Origin of the sequence: Rhodococcus sp. IEGM 1372 (assembly GCF_030056835.1) — a bacterium.
GTDB lineage: Bacteria > Actinomycetota > Actinomycetes > Mycobacteriales > Mycobacteriaceae > Rhodococcoides.
The window spans coordinates 1-18,272 of sequence record NZ_JASHKS010000026.1 but is presented as its reverse complement, the minus strand read 5'-3'; the positions used below and the strand labels follow the sequence as shown (position 1 = coordinate 18,272).

The 18,272-nt window shown below is 61.6% G+C and carries 21 protein-coding genes and 1 pseudogene; 15 read left to right on the top strand and 7 right to left on the bottom strand.

Going from position 1 to position 18,272, the window contains the following annotated elements:
- Nucleotides 1-78: 78 nt before the first annotated feature.
- On the bottom strand, nucleotides 79-909 hold the full coding sequence (locus tag QM590_RS18590) for a GAF and ANTAR domain-containing protein (protein ID WP_269595941.1): 831 nt from the start codon (nucleotides 907-909) through the stop codon (nucleotides 79-81).
- Nucleotides 910-1,457: 548 nt separating this feature from the next.
- Here QM590_RS18590 and QM590_RS18585 point away from each other — a divergent pair.
- The 4 genes from QM590_RS18585 (at nucleotide 1,458) to QM590_RS18570 (ending at nucleotide 3,613) form a co-directional block, all read left to right on the top strand.
- Nucleotides 1,458-1,994, top strand: a complete 537-nt coding sequence (locus QM590_RS18585) for a DUF6328 family protein (protein WP_269595940.1) — start codon at nucleotides 1,458-1,460, stop codon at nucleotides 1,992-1,994.
- A gap of 187 nt (nucleotides 1,995-2,181) precedes the next feature.
- A complete protein-coding gene (locus QM590_RS18580) occupies nucleotides 2,182-2,946 on the top strand; it encodes an ANTAR domain-containing response regulator (protein ID WP_269595939.1) in 765 nt (254 codons plus the stop codon).
- Between the two features lie 186 nt (nucleotides 2,947-3,132).
- A complete protein-coding gene (locus tag QM590_RS18575) occupies nucleotides 3,133-3,426 on the top strand; it encodes a hypothetical protein (RefSeq protein ID WP_269595938.1) in 294 nt (97 codons plus the stop codon).
- Between the two features lie 10 nt (nucleotides 3,427-3,436).
- Nucleotides 3,437-3,613 carry a hypothetical protein gene (locus QM590_RS18570; protein WP_269595937.1) on the top strand — a complete coding sequence of 59 codons (177 nt, stop codon included), beginning with the start codon at nucleotides 3,437-3,439 and terminating at the stop codon, nucleotides 3,611-3,613.
- Between the two features lie 9 nt (nucleotides 3,614-3,622).
- Here the strand turns inward: QM590_RS18570 and QM590_RS18565 are convergent, their stop codons facing one another.
- On the bottom strand, nucleotides 3,623-4,837 hold the full coding sequence (locus QM590_RS18565; protein WP_269595936.1) for a glycosyltransferase: 1,215 nt from the start codon (nucleotides 4,835-4,837) through the stop codon (nucleotides 3,623-3,625).
- Nucleotides 4,838-5,384: 547 nt separating this feature from the next.
- Between QM590_RS18565 and QM590_RS18560 the strand changes: the two genes are divergently transcribed.
- The 3 genes from QM590_RS18560 (at nucleotide 5,385) to nadE (ending at nucleotide 7,525) form a co-directional block, all read left to right on the top strand.
- Entirely contained in the window at nucleotides 5,385-5,855 is a 471-nt protein-coding gene (locus tag QM590_RS18560; RefSeq protein WP_269595935.1) for an STAS domain-containing protein, read from the top strand.
- A 254-nt stretch (nucleotides 5,856-6,109) separates the two neighbouring features.
- Nucleotides 6,110-6,619, top strand: a complete 510-nt coding sequence (locus QM590_RS18555; protein WP_269595934.1) for a CinA family protein — start codon at nucleotides 6,110-6,112, stop codon at nucleotides 6,617-6,619.
- A 51-nt stretch (nucleotides 6,620-6,670) separates the two neighbouring features.
- Nucleotides 6,671-7,525 carry an NAD(+) synthase gene (gene nadE / locus QM590_RS18550; protein ID WP_269595933.1) on the top strand — a complete coding sequence of 285 codons (855 nt, stop codon included), beginning with the start codon at nucleotides 6,671-6,673 and terminating at the stop codon, nucleotides 7,523-7,525.
- 21 nt (nucleotides 7,526-7,546) lie between these two features.
- On the opposite strand, the gene QM590_RS18545 is transcribed toward nadE, so the two are convergent.
- The 3 genes from QM590_RS18545 to QM590_RS18535 form a co-directional block, all read right to left on the bottom strand.
- Entirely contained in the window at nucleotides 7,547-8,005 is a 459-nt protein-coding gene (locus tag QM590_RS18545; RefSeq protein WP_269595932.1) for an STAS domain-containing protein, read from the bottom strand.
- 193 nt (nucleotides 8,006-8,198) lie between these two features.
- Complete coding sequence (locus QM590_RS18540; RefSeq protein ID WP_269595931.1) at nucleotides 8,199-8,423, bottom strand: ANTAR domain-containing protein; 225 nt, start codon at nucleotides 8,421-8,423, stop codon at nucleotides 8,199-8,201.
- A gap of 33 nt (nucleotides 8,424-8,456) precedes the next feature.
- Entirely contained in the window at nucleotides 8,457-9,032 is a 576-nt protein-coding gene (locus tag QM590_RS18535) for a GAF domain-containing protein (protein WP_269595930.1), read from the bottom strand.
- Between the two features lie 281 nt (nucleotides 9,033-9,313).
- Between QM590_RS18535 and QM590_RS18530 the strand changes: the two genes are divergently transcribed.
- Entirely contained in the window at nucleotides 9,314-9,721 is a 408-nt protein-coding gene (locus QM590_RS18530) for an STAS domain-containing protein (RefSeq protein WP_332112699.1), read from the top strand.
- Between the two features lie 146 nt (nucleotides 9,722-9,867).
- Nucleotides 9,868-10,779: a manganese catalase gene (locus tag QM590_RS18525; protein WP_269595928.1), complete on the top strand. Its 912-nt coding sequence runs from the start codon at nucleotides 9,868-9,870 to the stop codon at nucleotides 10,777-10,779.
- 68 nt (nucleotides 10,780-10,847) lie between these two features.
- On the opposite strand, the gene QM590_RS18520 is transcribed toward QM590_RS18525, so the two are convergent.
- Both QM590_RS18520 and QM590_RS18515 read right to left on the bottom strand, forming a co-directional pair.
- Nucleotides 10,848-11,786: an alpha/beta fold hydrolase gene (locus tag QM590_RS18520; protein WP_269595927.1), complete on the bottom strand. Its 939-nt coding sequence runs from the start codon at nucleotides 11,784-11,786 to the stop codon at nucleotides 10,848-10,850.
- 190 nt (nucleotides 11,787-11,976) lie between these two features.
- Nucleotides 11,977-12,585 (bottom strand): TetR/AcrR family transcriptional regulator, encoded by a 609-nt coding sequence (locus QM590_RS18515; protein ID WP_269595926.1) that lies wholly within the window; start codon nucleotides 12,583-12,585, stop codon nucleotides 11,977-11,979.
- Here QM590_RS18515 and QM590_RS18510 point away from each other — a divergent pair.
- From QM590_RS18510 to QM590_RS18485, 6 genes and pseudogenes are all read left to right on the top strand, one after another.
- Nucleotides 12,568-13,356 (top strand): hypothetical protein, encoded by a 789-nt coding sequence (locus QM590_RS18510; protein ID WP_269595925.1) that lies wholly within the window; start codon nucleotides 12,568-12,570, stop codon nucleotides 13,354-13,356. The two genes, QM590_RS18515 and QM590_RS18510, sit on opposite strands and share 18 nt — an antisense overlap.
- Nucleotides 13,357-13,378: 22 nt before the next feature.
- A complete protein-coding gene (locus QM590_RS18505; protein ID WP_269595924.1) occupies nucleotides 13,379-14,878 on the top strand; it encodes an alpha/beta hydrolase in 1,500 nt (499 codons plus the stop codon).
- Nucleotides 14,879-15,010: 132 nt separating this feature from the next.
- On the top strand, nucleotides 15,011-15,304 hold the full coding sequence (locus QM590_RS18500; RefSeq protein WP_068046646.1) for a hypothetical protein: 294 nt from the start codon (nucleotides 15,011-15,013) through the stop codon (nucleotides 15,302-15,304).
- Nucleotides 15,305-15,488: 184 nt separating this feature from the next.
- Nucleotides 15,489-16,997 (top strand): TLP1 C-terminal extension domain-containing protein, encoded by a 1,509-nt coding sequence (locus QM590_RS18495; protein WP_269595923.1) that lies wholly within the window; start codon nucleotides 15,489-15,491, stop codon nucleotides 16,995-16,997.
- A gap of 40 nt (nucleotides 16,998-17,037) precedes the next feature.
- Nucleotides 17,038-17,637, top strand: a complete 600-nt coding sequence (locus QM590_RS18490; protein ID WP_269595922.1) for a TetR/AcrR family transcriptional regulator — start codon at nucleotides 17,038-17,040, stop codon at nucleotides 17,635-17,637.
- A gap of 96 nt (nucleotides 17,638-17,733) precedes the next feature.
- Nucleotides 17,734-18,222, top strand: a pseudogene (locus QM590_RS18485) (enoyl-CoA hydratase-related protein); the annotation flags it as partial.
- Nucleotides 18,223-18,272: the final 50 nt, after the last annotated feature.

The following is an 18,272-nucleotide window of genomic DNA, read 5'->3' as shown; positions in this document are numbered from 1 at the left end:
TTTCCGCAGAAACAGATCCCAATTCGGTATGTGAAACCCACCGTGCGTGGGCGAGCGGTAGGAATCCAGACTGTGCGCTCAGGACCGCCATGGTGGTCGGCCCGTTACTTCGTCGCCCCATTGCGATTCACCACGCCGTGGAACGAGTCGTGAGCGGGCCCGTTCCGTAGTGTGCGCCGATTCGGTCAGTGCCTGGGCCACCACCGCGAGCTTGACGTTCTGACGCTGCGATTGCTCGACCAGAACCGCGAAAGCCGCATCCGCGGAGATTCCGCGATCAGCCATGATCATTCCCTTGGCCTGCTCGATGACCCCACGGGACTGAATTCCTTGCTGCAGCTCGTCGAGCTGGGTGTGGGCCTGGGCGACCCGACGCGCGTTCCAGATGGCGCTCTCGGCGGCCGTGACGAACACAGTGACGAATTTTTCGTCGAAATCATCGAATCCATCCTGGCTGTGGCTGTAGACGTTGAGCGCACCGACGTGTCGATCGTCGATCGACAACGGTGCCGACAGGTAGCTTCCGATTCCCATGGCAGTGCTGCGGGCGATGAAGGTGGGCCACCGACGAATTGCATCGGTGTCCGTTCCTCGGGCGCGGACGGCCGTCCTGCGCTGCACCGCCTCGAAGTAGGGGCCATGGCCGGCGCGGTACTGGTCGAGGTCGACGTCGATGACTTTCGGGTCGGTACACGCCGCTGTCGTGGGTTCGAGGGCATCGGGATCGACCAACACCACACCGGCCATATCCGCGACCTGTATCTGTTCCACAATCTGGATACAGAGGTGTTGCAGCAGGCTGGTGAATGGCTGCTGTTGAGGAGACAGCACCAGCGTGCGAAACGCGTTCAGGTCCGTCTTTGCGGCGGCCGACTCAACGGAATTGGGGCTTTCGAAAGTGTTCGTCATCGCATCACCTGTTTCGGTGGGACGAGCCGTATGCAGATGCTGCACACCGACTCTCGCAGGCATTCGCCACGCGTGTTCGAGCGGGCCGCAGTCTGGACCGGGTAAGCAACCGACTTTAGTTTTTCGGAGTTCGGTTTGTCCAACCTCGACCATGCGAGGAAGCAGGACGGGCAGACGAACGAGAAACAATGTTTGGCCGGAATCCAACCGGGCATCCGAATTGCAGCTTGGTTGTCGCCGCCCGGGTGCCTCGGCCAGGTCAGGCCTCGTCAGTTGAACAGTCAGAGGGCGGGGCCGCTCACAATCAACGGGCGAGGACGGTCGTTCTCTGTTCTTCGATCGACTCTGCGTTCGTGAACTGCGACGAGGAAGATCGGGCAACTCGACATATGATGCGGCACAGGGGAGTCTTGTCCGCTGAGGAGCAGCTATGTCGACCGCGATGATTGTTTTCGCGCGGTCCGGGTACCCGGAAGCAACGATTCGACGGGCACGACCGTCGAGCATCGTGCTATCGGGTGCAGGTCGAACCCTTACCAGGAGGCGAGATGAACGGGGGAGCCGAATCTCCCGCAAGTACTCCGGACAGTGTGGCGCGTAACGAAGAGTTCAATTCTCTTCATCGCGGGGAGAGTCCGACGCAATCGCTCGACCGGAATTGGACAAGTCTGCTTCAGGAACTTCGAGTCGTCCAAACCGGTCTTCAGTTGCTGACCGGGTTTCTGCTGATTCTCCCGTTCCAGGACAAATTTTCAGGACTTCCCACGTACGACAAGGCGATCTATATGGTCGCGATGCTTGCGTCGGTGATTGCCACGATTCTGGTGACATCTCCGGTCGCTGTGCACCGGCTGCTGTTTCGGCGGCGCGCACTCCTGGACTTGGTATCGACTGCCCACCGAGCCGCGCTGGCGGGCCTGTCGTTGCTCGGCGTGGCGCTCACCGGTGTGGTCGTTCTGATCACCGATGTCGTCGTCGGGCCGGTGGCCGCGATCGTCGTAGGAGTCGTGGCGGTGTTGTCTTTCGTCGCCATCTGGATCGTTCATCCACTGCTGCTTCGCCGGCGGGGCGCATCTGCACTCTGAACAGGTATTTCTGAAGCGGCCCGGACCCGCCGTTGACGACGACGTGGACGTACGGACGGACCTCGTGCAAGTATGTATTCGTACCTCCGTATGTACCGCGATTGCACGTAGGCCGACGTAGACCGTCCGGCACAGAGCACTCGAGCTATCCGATCGGCTGGTGGACGCCGGGAAGGAGACGATGAGGATGATCGACGATCTCGGCCAGAACTCCCGCCGGTCCGAGGCTCGACCAATCGAATCGGACGAGTTCGAGCCAGCTGATTCGCTGGACCACTTTCGAGAACTTCTACGCTCGCAGTGCGAGGTGGACGTCATTCTGCAGCGTGTGTGTGAGCAGGTCACCGAGACCATCCCCGGGGCCGACATGGCGGGTGTGACGCTGTTGCGTGATGGTCGGGATCATCCGGAAACGGCTGCGCTGACGGACGTTCGAGTATTCGACGTGGATCTCGATCAATACCGGACAAACGAAGGCCCCTGTCTCGAGGCGGCCCGCACTCGATCCATCGTCAGGGTCCGTGTGCGGGAGGTCGCCACGCGCTGGCCCGACTTTGCCACGAAAGTGGCTGGTCTGGGAGTGGAGAGCTACCTCTCGGCTCCGCTCTCCATCGATGACAAGCATCTGGGCGCGCTCAACATCTACAGTTTCGGCGATCACGGTTTCGACGATGTCGATGAACTGGTCGTCAGGGTGTTCGTCACCGCCGTCGAAGCAGCAGTGTGGAATTCGCGACGCGCCGAGGTAGCTCAGACCGAAGTGGACGGGCTGCAGGAGGCAATGAAGACCCGCGCGTACATCGAGCAGGCCAAGGGAATCATCATGGCCGCCAGAGGGATCTCCGCAGAAGATGCGTTTGCCGTTCTGTCGGAACAATCGCAGAACACGAATGTGAAAGTTACCGACGTCGCGCGACGACTGATCGGGTCGGTGGCATCCGGACGAAGCTGACCGAGCGCTGCACTCGGTGAAGTTTCTGTCGATGGCCTCGAGCCGGTAGTTTCATGGCCCGACATTGCGTATCATCACTGTATCTCTGGTCGAGCCCGCGCCAGTCGCATCGATTCGTGCCAGTCGGCCGAATTCGATATCAGCACATACTGATTGGCTGAGGTTCAGCCGGAAGGATGGTGCGCCATGACAGCGACCTCCGACAAAACCGCAGCGGTATTGGGTCCGCTGGCCGGTAATGGCGTCGAGTGCGACGACCGCGCACTGATCGACTACGCCATTCGTTGGGTCAATTCGGGCGGTGGACCGGAGTCCGAGATCTCTGCCAGGTTCGGCGTGCCGGGGCGAGTGTTCTACCGCACGGTCCTGTCGGTACTCGAGCGTAGTACGGCAGCCGAGCGCGAGGCGCTCGGTGTGAGTTCGGTGCTCGCTGCTCGCATTGCTGCCGTCGCGCGTCGTAGTATCTGGATCTCGAGTTAGTCCCCTCGTGATGATCACCGAAGCGAATGTACGAGGCCTCAGCGTACCCGAACTCGATGCGGCCCTTGCCGATACCGAAAGGCGGCTGATGTCGGCTCGGTACGAGGCTCGCTCGGACGCCGACGTCGCTGCACTGGAGAACTCGCGTCGTCGACTACTCAACGAGTTCCGACGTCGCGGGTTGTAGGGTGCGTCCTCACCCAGTTCTGCTGCAAGAGAGACCGATCGGTTGCCTTCGCGCAGGCACAACTTGAAGGGCGGATTCGTAAACGCGCGCAGTGTCCTGCGCGATTCGATCCCAGGAGAAGCGCGATCGGGCACGATCCGTGCCGGAAATCCCCATCTCGAGCCGCCGAGAATCGTTGCGTACCAGTAATTCGAGCTCGCGCGTGAGCAGTCGTCGATTTCGGGGATCGATCAACCTGCCGGTAACCCCGTCGACAACCAGGTCTGCTGCATATCCTGTATCGAACGCAACGACGGGAAGGCCGCAGGCCATCGCCTCGAGTGTGATCACTCCCGCCGATTCGCTCGGAGACAGACATACGAACAGATCGGCCGATCTCAGGACTGTGGACATGTGTCGATGACGTACGGGGCCGGTGAATACGATTCGATCGGTCATGTTCTCGGCCGCAGCTACCTCGCGGAGACGCGACACGTCGTCGCTCGTCGGCGGGTCGCCGTCGACGACGATCAATTCGATATCTTCGATTCTGGAGACGGTCTCGATGGTTGCCGCCACTTCCGGCACCGAACCGGCGGTGGCAACTCGACATTTCGCTTTCCCGCTGGCCGCCGCAGGCCCCGCCGGGTCGAAGTCATCGAGATCGACACCTGTGGGAACGATGGCTATCTTGGCCCGGGCAACCCCCATCCGCGTCAGCATGTCGGCCTCCTTTTCGCACGACGCGATGATGCGATCTGCTGATCGCGCGATCGTGCGTTCCATGGAAGCGCGCGGTAGCGGAGAGTTGCTGCGTCCGTCGTCCTCGGGATGTTCGATGGCGGCGAGGCCGTGGAAAGACACCACGGTCGCAATGCCGAGCGCGCCGGCCGCGAGTTCGGTGGCCAGACTCGAAACCCAGGAATGTCCATGAGCTACGTCAGGTTTGCGTGGTGACCAGTGGTCTCTCACGGCCGAGGTGAATGCACTTGTGTAGCTGGTTGGATCGGCCTCCCCGGTACAGCTGGCGGGGCCCGCGTCGACATTCACCACACGGTAACCAGCGACAGTCCGGATCTCGTTCTCCAGGTGCGCCTCCCGCTTCCTGGTGTAGACGTCGACCTGGTGACCTGCGCGCGCCAGCGATGACGCCAGTTCGTGGAGCTGAGCGGCGGGCTGTTCCGACTTCGCGCCCGTCGATCCGAGTATCGGGCTCACATGTTCGTGGACCAGCGCAACGTGCATGGTTTTCGATCCCTACTGCGATCGCACGGGCCCGTTCGGCCGTATACAGAGCGCAACGCTGTTCGTGGAGTATTCCGACCCGATCCTGGAGTCGGCGTGCTGTGGACGCGCTCGATGTTGTTCGAGCCTCGGGCGTCGCCCTTCACCTTATTGCCTGTCGTGCGATTGTGAAACCCGTGCTGCACTTGGCTGTGGACTGCAAGTCCGATTCGTTCACTGCAACTGATGATCTCACGCGGGTGAACCAGTGCGGCCGAACTCGTTCCCTGGATGGTGCTGGTAAACCGACCTTCGTGACAGCTATGCGGTCGGGTCCGGGGATCGGAGCATTGTACGCTCGATTCGATCCGACTTTCGACCGATTTCCGCAGATATACGACCGAATTCGCTGCTGCATAGTGTGTTTCACAGTCCACCCTTTTGGTTAGACTGCCCGTACGTGGTTGAAGAGTAGCCCCGTGGTCGAGAAACCCCTCGGCTGCGAGTTGGGCCCACCGCGTTCTTCGTGACAGCGTGCCCCTCCAGCCGACAGGCAATGGAGGCAAAGATGGTTTTTCTACGCTCGGTACATAGCGGCCCGGAATCGGTGCGTTCGTCGTTCTGTGGGCCTTCCGATCTCGAGGACAGCGCATTTGCCATGTCGGTCGACGAACCGCTGGGCGGACCCGTCGTCATTCGGGTTACAGGCGACATAGATCAACCGGCCGTATCGGTTTTCGGTGAGTGTGTGGCCGAAGCAATCGTCTGCGGCCGGTCGTTGGTCGTGGACCTGCTGGACGTCGACTACGTTCACCCCGCCGGGGTGTCCGTTCTGGAGGCTGCGGCCGCGCGCTTTTTCTCGCATCGATGCCGCGCGATGGTTGCCTGCACCGCCGAGTTGAAACGTCAGCTCTCGAGCGGCTCGGCCTGGCTCCGGGTGGAGTACTACGACACGGTGGCCGCGGCCGTCTGCGCAGCCGTGAAGCCGGGAGCCCCGGCTTCCGGAGATGGGAAGTCCGTCGACATCGGCGAGTCGTGACCTGGCAGACGCATCGATCGAGCTGCGACAAAAGATCTTTCGAGTCGAGGGTTTAGTCGGGCTCGGCGGTGGAATTCGTTCGTCAGCTCGAACGTGATCGCTCGGGCATCGCGGTCGAGTCAGGGTCCGGAGGTTCCAACCCTGCAGCCTCCGGTCCCGCTGCCGCATATCGAATCGCTGAAGCAATACGGCGAATCATTCTCGGCGAGGACCCCCCATTGGTCCTCGTCTGCACGCACAGTGCGGAGATTGTCATGAATGTCGATCCAGAACAACGCCTGCCGACCGAGGCCGAGGTTTCGGCGATCTGTGGGAAGATCGCTGACCTGGCGGGAACCTACGAGGTTCCTATCGGCACCGCCGAATCCTTGACTGCGGGGAACCTTGCCGCGTTGCTCGGCAAGGCTCCGTCCTCGGGTAACTGGTACCGCGGCGGAATCGTTGCGTACCACGAAAGCGTCAAGCACACGCTGCTCGAAGTTCCAGACGGCCCCGTGGTCAGTGAACGAGCAGCGGTCGCGATGGCCAGATCCACCGCGTCATTGATCGGTGCGGAACTGACCATTGCCGTGACCGGAGAAGCGGGCCCGGACGCGCAAGAAAACCAACCACCGGGAACCGTGTGGGCCGCCGTGTTCGACCGTGGTGAGGTGAGCGCCGAGTGCAAGCATTTCGACGGCGAACCCGAGGAAATCCTGGCACGAACGCTGGCGTTCTCCCTCGACACGCTTCTGCGTCATGTCAGACGACGTGCCCACCAGTAATGGGCTCACCGCCCTACGGCGTTGCTACTCGATACGATCGGAGTAACTTCCATGAGCACCGAATTTATTGAACGCCAGAGGATTCAGCACGAGCTGAGAGTGAAACCGGCGATAGATCCCGCCCAAGAAATTCGACAACGAGTCGACTTTCTCACCGACTATCTGAAGGTCAGCGGCGCACAGGGATTTGTTCTGGGGATCAGTGGCGGCCAGGACAGCACACTCGCAGGAAAACTCGCCCAGATGGCTACCAACGAAGCCACCCTGTTGGGAAGTTGTGCGTCGTTCGTCGCGGTGCGGTTGCCCTACGGCACTCAAGCCGACGAAGCCGATGCGACCATTGCGCTGGACTTCATCGAGCCCGATCGGACCGTCACAGTCGACATTCGAGACGCGGTCGATGCGTCGGCGCGCTCGGTGGCGTCCGCGCTCGGTGTCGAACGCATCGATGACTTCGTACGCGGGAACGTCAAGGCCAGGCAGCGCATGATCGCGCAGTATGCGATAGCCGGCCAGAACAATCTACTGGTGATCGGGACCGACCACGCTGCCGAAGCGGTGACCGGATTCTTCACCAAGTACGGAGACGGCGGTGCCGACGTCACTCCATTGAGCGGTCTCACCAAAAGTCAAGGGGCACAGCTCTTACGTTATCTGAATGCTCCGGAGTCGACGTGGAGCAAGGTGCCGACTGCCGATCTCGAGGACGACCGACCTGCGCTTCCCGACGAGCAGGCCCTCGGGGTGACCTACGCACAGATAGACGCGTATCTGCAGAGCGAACCGGTCGATGACGAATCCGCGCGAACAATCGAGAGATGGTTCTACAAGACCCGCCACAAGCGCACCACACCGGTGGGACCTGACGACCGGTGGTGGCGGACCGCTGTCGACGACGGCTCGTAGGCGATCTGCCACCCTCCGGCGTCAGGCCGAGAACGCGCTTTCCGTCGAATCGCCCGACGAGCATTCCGAGCACGTCGAAGACGGGTCGGCCTGGTCAGCGGACACAGGGAGCTCCGTCGGCTCCGACGCACGGGTCGACTCCAGAGCCGACTCGACATCGGTGAAGATCGGAATCGCGGCGTCGAGTCCCACCAGGTGCATCAGGCGTCCGGTCGGTCCTGCCGCGACAACTACCAATGGGGTTGTGCAGCATGCTTTTCGACGTGCGGCAATGAGAACGCTCATACCGACCGACGCGAGGAAAGATACTCCGGACAAGTCGACGATCATCGCTGTGGGTGAGGATCTCATGGCGCGTTCGATGTGGTGGGCCAGATCGGAGGCCGTCGCCAGATCGACCTCACCCTTCACGCAGAGAACAATGGCGTCACCGTGTTCTGTGCTGGTGACTTCGAGTCCGAGTAGTTCGTGTTCATTCATGGCGGTCCGGCCGTCCTAACCCTGAGATGTGACTGTGTCGTCGAAAGATGTGCTCTCGCGTTTCACGGTTATTACCGCCGGGCCGGGAAGGTAGTAGACGCGGGAGGTACGCCGTCGACTGCGGGCAAGGGCTACACCGCGCTGGTGAGAATGATACCTCGAGACGAGGGAAGGACAACGGCTGTCGCGTCCGTCAATCCTCGAAGCGGGAAGGTTCGGATCGATCTCCGAGACGCTGCGTGAGCCCGGTACCGGACTGTTGCGCAATCGAATCGATCATCGACGCAGCGATATCGCTGACTTTGATGTTCCTGTTCTGTGACTGTTCGGACAGGAGGGCGAATGCTGCGTCGCCCGGTATTCCGCGCAACGCCATGATTATCCCCTTGGCTTGGTCGATTTCACCGCGGGTCTTCATTGCAGTGCGAAGACCGGTGACCTCTTCTTCGGCTTAGCGAATGCGTTGCAACAGTGCCACTACTGTCTCGATCGAAGTGGCGAGCAGTTCCACAAAGTCCTTGTTGATAGTCGTGAAATTGTCTGCTCCGACTCCGTAGACATTGAGTGATCCGAAACGCCCCCCGTCGAGAGCCAGGGGTGCGGCCAGATAGCCGTCGATTCCCAGATCCGCTACTGCAGCCGAAAATCGGGGCCACCGACTCTCGGCCTCGTCGACGCTCGCACGAACCACACTTCTGCTGCGCGCCGCTTCGAGGCAGGGACCCTCGCCGGTGCGGTACTGATCGGAATCGACGACGTTCACAGTTGCATCTGTGGAGGCCACGGTACGGGGGCGACCGGCATCGTCGACGATGGTGATTCCGACCAGGTTGGAACCGGGAAGCACCGCGGCCACCTCTGCGCACACTGCCTGAAGGACGGCGTCGACGTCCTTACCCGACAAGATTTTGTCTCTGACGCGGCGCAGAGCGTGCGTGCAGTCGGCGACCCGACCGAATACCGGGACGGTGGTGTCGCGCGACGATCGGAGTCGGCAGTTGCCGTCTTCGACAGAGCGGTCGATCATGTGGAGGGCTCGTTTCGGTCGGGCCTCCGCATCATCAGCAGGCAGGCGCTCGTGGAACTCCCGGCCCCGACTCGACCGAACGAACCGATAATATACGGCACCCGAAGGCTCGGATCACCGGAGTCCGGAGCTACCCGTTGGAGATGGTGGGCGCGAAGGGACAGTCGCGTCGAGGCGCGAGTCGAGGTATGGTTCAATGAGTTTGGGTGGAGACTACGCCCGCAGAATCGACTGCGGTGTCCACGCTTCGCGGGCCTGGAGTCTCTCGCTCGTGGAGGTGGATGTCGATGACGTCCGAAGCTGCTTCTTTCTCCCTGTCGGTCGATCGGCCAGACAACGGATCTATCGTGGTCTCAGTGCGGGGAGCACTCACGGTTCCAGGGAATTCCCGACTTTTGGCGGACTGCCTCGTCGCTGTGGCCGCTTCCGACCGTCCGTTGACCGTCGATCTCGGTGAGGTGTCGGAGATCGGGAGTGCCGCCGCAAATCTGATCGTCGATGTAGCACGTCGATTGTCGTGCACAGGTTTTCGCCTCTCTGTCGTACCGCCGACGTCGGTCGACGATCGCGAGATGCGAATACTCGGTGAACATGTGCACATCGAGTGGGTCGACGAGCGACATGCGGGAATGACGCGGCCAGGTACGCGGACCGTCGCCGTGGATGCCCTGCAGGGCACTTACCTGTAGTGCCTCGCGCGGCGCAGTCTGTGCAGAAGCGCTTGATACGCAATGCCTTTCGCTTTCAAACTTTTTCGCGCAATGTGTTTGTGCCGATATCGGCCGGGTAGCCGAATGTAGTCCTTGCTGGAACCACGAATCGAAGTGGAGACTACATGTTTCGTCATACCGACTACCTGCAGTTCGACGCCAAGCCGGAAAAGCCGGATCCGGTGTATGCGCACAAACTTCAAGAGCTGATCGGCGGTGCGTTCGGCGAGATGACGGTGACCATGCAGTACCTGTTCCAGGGCTGGAACTGTCGCATGGAAGGCAAATACAAGGATTTGATCATGGACATCGCCACCGAGGAGATGGGCCATGTCGAAATGCTTGCCACGATGGTGGCTCGACTGCTCGAAGGTGCCCCGGCCACGGAATCGACCAAGAATGCGGCCGCAGATCCCGTCGTCGCGGCCGTCATGGGTGGGATGGATCCACAGCAAGCAATCGTATCCGGGGGAGGAGCGCTACCAGCCGACTCCAACGGCTACCCGTGGAACGGTCGCTACATCGTCGCCAGCGGTAATCTGCTCGCCGATTTCCGTGCCAATGTGGCCGCCGAGGCGCAGGGCCGGTTGCAGACAGCTCGTTTGTACAACATGACCGATGATCCGGGCGTGAAGGCGATGTTGCAGTTCAATCTTGCCCGTGACACTCACCATCAGAACCTGTGGCTGGCGGCGATCGAAGAATTGCAAGCTGACGGTCTCGAGGACGTCGTCGCCCCGAATGCGCTTCTGGACGAAGAAGCATCGGAACATGCGACCGACCTTTGGCATCTTTCGGACGGTGAGTTCTCGGCGACAGGCGGGTGGGCAAACCGGCTGGCTCCTGACGGGAAGCGGCAGATGGGCTTCTTGGAAGATCCACAACCGCTGGGAGGCAAAGCTTCCGCACCTGCTCCTGATCCAAAGCTGTACGCAACCTATGACGGAGCCAAGGGCGACCCGGCATCTGCTGCGTTCGGCACCGAAAAGGGTGTCATGGGCAAGATCAAGGATGCACTGGACCCAGACAAGACCTGAACACCGAGCTCGAAGAGTGCGGCCCGGGAGTCACCAGTGCAGTCCGGGCCGCACGCGGGGCTCGTTGGTCACGCAGTAAACGATCGGCGCGAAGTGCTCGGCGCGGTGAATGTCGACATGAAGTCGCGAATCACCGAGTCGAATCGCCTTGGCTCGTCCAGGTGCGGGAAGTGACCGGCCCCGGGTACTACTTCGAGGGTGGTCCCGTCTGGCATGTGTTCGCGAACCGCATGGGCATGCGAGATCGGAATGATCGCGTCGCGTTCGCCCCAGATCAACAATGCACGCACGTCGGTGAAATTCGCCAGAAGTCTTGTTGCACTCACAGTTTGGCCGCGGAAGTCGATGACCGACCGTGCAGTGGAAAGGAAAGCGCGTCTGGTCGCGGGATCCGCCATCGAGGCGAAGTTTCCCCACGCTCGACGATCGCCCGGGCCGAGTCGAAACAGCCTCAGTCGCTTCAACACACCGAGGGCACCACCGACGACTGCCCTACTGACCATGGACGCGGCGACGGGGATGGCAAGGCCACTTCCCGGCACCGCCGCTGCGCGTAACACCGGGTTCACCTCCTGACCGAATCCGCCACTGGCGATCAGGCAGATTCCGTCGACCATCTGGGGGAACAGGTACAGCATCTGCATCGCAACGCCGCCCCCGTACGAGTGACCGACCATGGTGACGGACTCGATCCCGAGGGAATCCAGAAGGTCTCGGATGGTCGCTGCGTGTGCGCTCAGCGAGTAATCACCAGGGACTTTGTCGGACTCCCCGTGCCCGGGCAGATCCACAGCGATGACGCGGAAGTCGTTGGACAGGCCTTCGATGTGGGGGTCCCAATCGTGCAGGCTCCCCATCAGGCCGTGCACCAAGACCAGAACGGGCCCGTGGCCTCGGTCCACATACCGAATTCGGTGGCTTGCAAGTTCGCGAACCTGTACTGCCGTGTCGGATCGTGCAGCGCTGGACAGGGTGGCGTTGGACGCCGATACCTCGCGGTGAGACATCTGGCCCTCCTCGAAATGTATTCGTTGTGACAGCACGCCGGCCGTGACTCGCTGGGAATCGCGGGACTCGCACGCGTCAGGCGGTGCGATCGCTGTGAAAGGCCATATTCTCGACCTGTCAACGATTACCCGTCCGGCAGGTGTGCAAACGAAGACGCGGCAAGAGCCGGATCCGCAGTCGACGACCGTGTCAGCTCGGCTTCTGCAATATGGCATCGACCGCGGCATACAGGGTTGCAGTTTCTCGCTGAACGATCGGACCGTCGATCGGTGCTGCGCGTTCCAGTGACAGTCCGTTCAGCACCGTGTTCAGAAACCTGGCATATCCTTCGACGTCGTCAGTCATGAGAGCCCCTTCCTCGGCGAGGACGTTGAGCCAGCGTTCCATTCGGCGTTGCCCCTCGTTGACGAAGGATGAATACGCAGCGCGGATATCGTCGGTGGGTTCGGGAGCGATGAACGCATCGAAGAACTTGGTCCAGGCCCGCCGTGCCTCGTCGCCGACTCCCATGGACAGAGGCTGCCGTAAGCATCGAACGAGCCTGTCGCGAGCAGGGATCGACTTGTCGTTGATGATGTCGTCCTCGTATTCGACGACGTTGTAGATCGTGTCGAGGACAGCGGCGCGCAACGCGCGCTGAGTGGGGAAGTGGTGGCGTAGTGAACCCATGCTCACGCCGGCGCGAGATGCAACGGACCGCACGCTCAAAGTCGATGCCGGATCCTCGCTGATCATGGTGCACGCGGCAATGAGAATCTTTGCGCGTGAGTCCAGCCGACCTTGATCCTGGTCGTCCATGCAGCGCCCTTTCCGTCATTCCAGCACACTGTGCTAGCACGCCGTGCTAGCGTGTTGTCACCGACATCGACAGTACAGCGTGCTAGTCGTTCTCGAGCGAAGGTGAGGATGGTCGTGCTCCGAAAGCTGCAACAGAAACGCGCCGCAAAAAGGGTCGAGCCGGGTGATGGTCGTGCTCTACAGGGATTCAAATGGTGGCAACTGCCGGGACGTGCGCTGTTTCACCTGCGCGCGGCCGATCCGGAAAACCGGCACACGATCGACTATGCCGTCGATGTCAGACACTGGCAGAACCAGAGTTCAGGTGGGGTGAAAGCTGGTCTCTACTGCGACGGAACGCAGGTTGCGACATCGAAGATCCCCGCCGCTTTCGCCATCGAGGGCGGCTCGATCGAAGTAGCGATGAGCGGCGTCGGTATGAAACGGTGCCACTTCGTGACCGATGACGGACGCGAGCTGCCGCTGCGTCCTGACCCGGCGTCCGCGGAGGGCCGTCGCGCGCGTCTCGACGGCCAGCATCCGACTGCAAGTCGAGTGATCGGATTCGTGTCGGTCTTCATGCTGCTCATCGGCCTCGTTCTGCTTGCACTTCAACTGTTGGCACCGATTTCGCAGATTCCGCCGATTGCCGAGTCCGTCGATAGTTTCACCTCCCCGGTCGATCTTCCGGTGTGGCTCAACATCGCCCTGGGAGTCGGTGCCGCCGTCGGGAGCATCGAGCGCAGTTTGCGGCTTCGTTACCACTGGCTTCTCGACGGCGCCGGAAACTGACACCATCCACGGAGGGAAAGCATTGAGCTACAAACTATTCGGTCCAACGACCATCGCGATTGCGGTGACGGGCCTGCTCGTGGCCGGTTGTACCCAGAGTTCGACGCCGTCGAACACGGCATCGCAACCCGAATCCACCCTGCGCTGGTCCGCATGTCCCGACGGCGTCGAGAATCCGGAGGAGGGCCCAAGTCGATTGCAATGCGCCACAGTGCCGGTGCCGCTCGATTACGAAAATCCGGACGGTACCCGGATCGATATCACGATCTCGCGACTGCCATCCGAGAACCCCGACGAACGACGAGGTGTGCTGCTCCTCAATCCAGGTGGTCCGGGCGGGACCGGTTTGGACCAACCGAAGTTCCTCGAGTCGTTGGGGATGCCGAAGAGCGTCCTCGACAGCTACGACCTGATCGGAATGGACACCCGCGGTGTCGGGCACTCCGCGCCTGTCAGTTGCGGCTTCAGCGAGGACCTCGAGTACTACGGTGCAGTTCCTCCCTATGCAGTCGACGAGGCCGCGTTCACTGAACAGGCGACGACGTCGAAAGAGGTCGCCGAACGCTGCGCCGCCAACGACAGGGACGAAACGCTGCGTCACGTGACCACTGCGAACATGGCACGCGATCTCGATCGCATTCGGTCGGCACTCGGTGAAGAACGAGCAAGCTTTCTCGGCTTTTCGTACGGGACCGCACTCGGCGCTGCGTATGCCTCGATGTTTTCAGACACGTCCGATCGAATCGTGTTGGACAGCAACATAGGTGACACACACCTCGACCGAGACGGACTGCGCAGGTATGCGCAAGGGATGGAGGGGGCGTTTCCGGACTTCGCCGAATGGGTTGCAGCCGAGAATGATCAGTACGGCTTGGGTGCAACGGCAGAGGATGTTCGCGACACCTACTTCAGGATCGCCGAGAAACTCGACGGGGCTCCAGTGGACGGAATCAACGGCCGCCTGTTCCGCCTGTCCACCTTTGCAACGCTGTACAACTCGCTATCGTACGAGGCGGCCGCCGAAAGTTGGCAGTACTTCTCCACCCACGTGGGCGGGGATCCTTCAGTGGACTCCGTCGTGGGGAACGAGGCACCCGCAATGGACAACAATTGGTCGGTGTTTCTGGCGGTGACATGCAACGACGTCGAATGGACGAAAGACGTTGCGACATACAGGCAGGCAGTCGAAGACGATCGCACAACGCATCCACTGTTCGGCGCAGCCGCCGCGAACATCATGCCGTGCGCCTTCTGGAAGTCCGCGCCGTCCGAGCGGCCGGTGCAGATCGACGGCGAGGGGCCCGCGAACATCCTCATTGCGCAGAATCGGCGAGACCCGGTCACTCCACTGGCCGGGGGTCGGTTGCTCGACGAGAAGTTCGGTGAGCGTTCCACCCTGCTGACCGTCGACGGCAGCGGACATGGTGTTTTCGTCCTGGGAAAGAACGCGTGCGCTCAGGACATTGTCGCCGATTATCTGGTCGACGGCACCATGCCGTCCGAGGACATCACATGTCGGTAGTCCTGACAGGGTCTGTAGCGGAGCCGGATCGGCAGTGGTCTTGACCATGTCCCAGGGGCACGGTTTGGAATGTCGTGCAGCGCAACGAAGCGCCGGCGCTTCATCCTCGCACTACCGACACAGGGAGCCGACATGCTGCTCTACGAGACGACGATGCAGATCGTTCCGCTGTTGCTCATCACGCTGTTTCTCGATACCCGTAACGAGGGTGAGAAAGGGGACTCGAAGTGGTCTCGCCGCTGGATTCACTGGCAGGACAGAGCGTTTGCACTTCTTGGCCTGCTTGCCTTCATCACGTCGTTGCTCATCGTGGCGGAATCGGCGGCCGCCACGCGCGTGACGTCCGCCGTTGTCATCTCGACGTTGTCCATGGCGATCGGGTTGTTGTTCACGCGGATCTGGCAACGACTGGACCAGAGGGTCTGAGGAATCATGCTCGTTCTCCGACGTGGCTCGAGGGGGTTCGATCGCAATGACACAGCTGTAACCGGGAATCGGAGGTCGTCACAGATGCCTACAGTGTCGACACAGTCACAGTCGCGCAGACGTCGTCGATGCCGAGTGAATTGCGCATCATTGCGGACATTCTCTGTCTGTATATGCTGGGCGTATGTCCATCAATGCGGAACGAGTCCCGGTCATCGTGGGTGTGGGTGACCTGAAGTTCACAGGCGACGGCACTGCGCAGAGCGCCATCGAACCGCTCGATCTCATCCTGCGCGCTGTGGATGCAGCGATCGAGGACACAGGAGCACCGGGTCTGAGCGCGCAGCTCGATGCGATCCATGCGGTTCGCACAACCAGCTGGAACTACGCCGATCTTCCGGCTCTGGTCGCCGAGAGGTTGGGCGTCACCCTCACCTGCAGCTCCTCGAGCACGATCGGTGGACATCACCCCGCGCGCCTACTCGACCAGGTCGGTCGAGATATCGCCGAAGGACGCACTACTGCAGCACTGGTGGTGGGCGGCGAGGCGCAGGCCTCCGTCCGAACCCTGACGAAAGCGGGTGCGGACCCCGGTGAATTAGGTTGGACCACCGCACCGGGAGGCCCTCCGTCGTTCTCGCCCGAGGACCTCGGCAGCGTCGAAATGCAGCGAGCAGGAATCCTGGCACCGTTACAGATCTACCCGCTCTTCGAGAACGCTCGTGCCCACAGCCGTAGCCTGAACCCAGACCAGGGGCTGCGCGAATCGGCCGACATGTACTCCCGCTTCTCGGCAATTGCGGCCGAACATCCCGTTGCCTGGAGCCCTGTTGCACGCACGCCGGAAGATATCGGCACCGTCAGTTCATCGAATCGGTCTGTGTCCGATTGCTATCCGCTGTCGATGAACGCCATGCCCTTCGTCGATCAAGCAGCTGCGGTCATGGTCTGTTCGTTGGCGACCGCCCGAGAGGCCGGTGTGGCAGAGGGCCGAATCGTGTACCTGTGGGGTGGTGCGGGTGCAGTCGACAATCCGGATGTGTTGGCGCGCCCGGTGTTCGACGACGCACCAGCTCTTCGTGCGGCTGTGCGGCGGGCACTGTCGAGGGCCGAGGTGGCCAGCGAGGACCTGGCATTCATCGATGCGTACAGCTGCTTTCCGATCGTGCCGGCGCTGTTGGCCGACGAGCTTGGCCTGGCAGAGGGGGCGACTCCCACTGTTCTGGGCGGACATTCGTTCTTCGGTGGGCCGTTGAGCAGCTATTCGCTCCATGCCATTGCGGAATTGACGCGACTGCTGCGCAAGAATTCCGGCGTCGCACTGGTGCATGCAAATGGCGGCTATCTGACGTACCAGCACGTGGTGCTGCTGTCCACGAGTGCTCACCGCGACGGATACATCGGCGACCCGGAGCAGGTGACTGTGTCGGGTACGCCGGCACGCGTCGTGCACGGCTACTCGGGACGGGCGGCCATCGAGACGGCTACGGTCACGTACGACCGAAGCGGCCTGCCGGAGCAATCTTTTGTCGTGGCTGCCACCGACGATGGTGCCCGGGTAGCGGGCCGAGCCGGACACGAATTCGCAACGATGCTTCACGACCTCGTGTCCGTGCAGAACGAGTCGGCCGTCGGACGCCGAATAGACCTGGTGGACAACGAGGGAAACCTTGCCGTCGAATTCTGCATGTAGCCGTCGCGTTCGGCCGGCAGACCGGTGAGAGGGTGCAATCATGTCTGAGGATTCTCCGCGCGGACCGGGCAGGCCCCGTGACGCGGACATGGAGGACCGCGTGTACACCGCTGTGCTCGAGGTGTACTGGGAAACCAGTTGGCGCGGATTCACATTCGACGCAGTCGCGCGGCAGGCCAAGGTCGGCCGCGCCGCGCTCTACCGCCGCTGGGCCGACAAGGAAGAACTTCTGGTCCAGGCGCTCGAAGCTCGGTCGCCGCTGTCGACGCCTATCGACACCGGATCGGTCCGTGGGGACCTCGTCGAGCTCGCGGAACAATTGGCCGTCGGCTACGGGGAGCTCTCCGGCTTGGTCTCGCTACGGGTTGCTCTCGACGCGAGGGTGAATCCGGACCTGTTGTCCCATCTCACCGACACTCTCAACCAGAGCCGTCTCGTCACCGCTCGACGCATCGTCCGCCGGGCTGTCGCGCGAGGAGAGCTGCCCGAGGGCACGTCGACGACGTTACTGCTCGAACTCGTGACGGGAGCGGTGTTGGCGCGCGCGCTCTTCTCGCAGGCGCACTCAGGATCGAGAACCACTGCTGCCGTTGACCACTCGACAGTGGTCGTCGACACCGTTTTGCGAGCGTTGAGTTAGCCGTTGAACGATCGGGTGACCGGCCGAACCATTGCAGACAGTGACTGTCTGAATTAGTGTTGTGGGGTCTCACGGCCCCAAGGAACGAGGATCGACGTGTCCGAAATAGTACTCACCGAAGTGCGGGGACACACCCTCGTCGTCACCATCGACCGGCCGGAGGCAGCCAACAGCATCAACGCCGATGTGCACCGCGGTTTGGGCGCGGCGTGGGAGCTTGCACAGGAGACCGACAACATTCGAGTTGTGGTGTTGACGGGCGCAGGCGACAAAATCTTCTGCGCCGGCGCAGATTTGAAAGCTCTCGGCACATCGGGGCCCGCGGGGGTGACTCCACCCGAGACCGCGCACTGGGGTTTCGCCGGAATCGTCAAACACCATATCGCGAAGCCGGTGATCTCCGCAGTGAACGGCAGCGCCCTGGGCGGTGGGACGGAACTCGCATTGGCCGGTGATCTTGTAGTAGCCGCGGAGAATTCGACCTTCGGACTTCCCGAAGTGAAGCGGGGTCTCATCGCCGGAGCGGGCGGTGTCTTCAGATTGACCACAGCCCTGCCGCGTGCCGTCGCGCTGGAGCTACTGATCTGCCGCGAGGATTTCGGACAATGGAGATGACTATTTTCAGGCCGCGATCG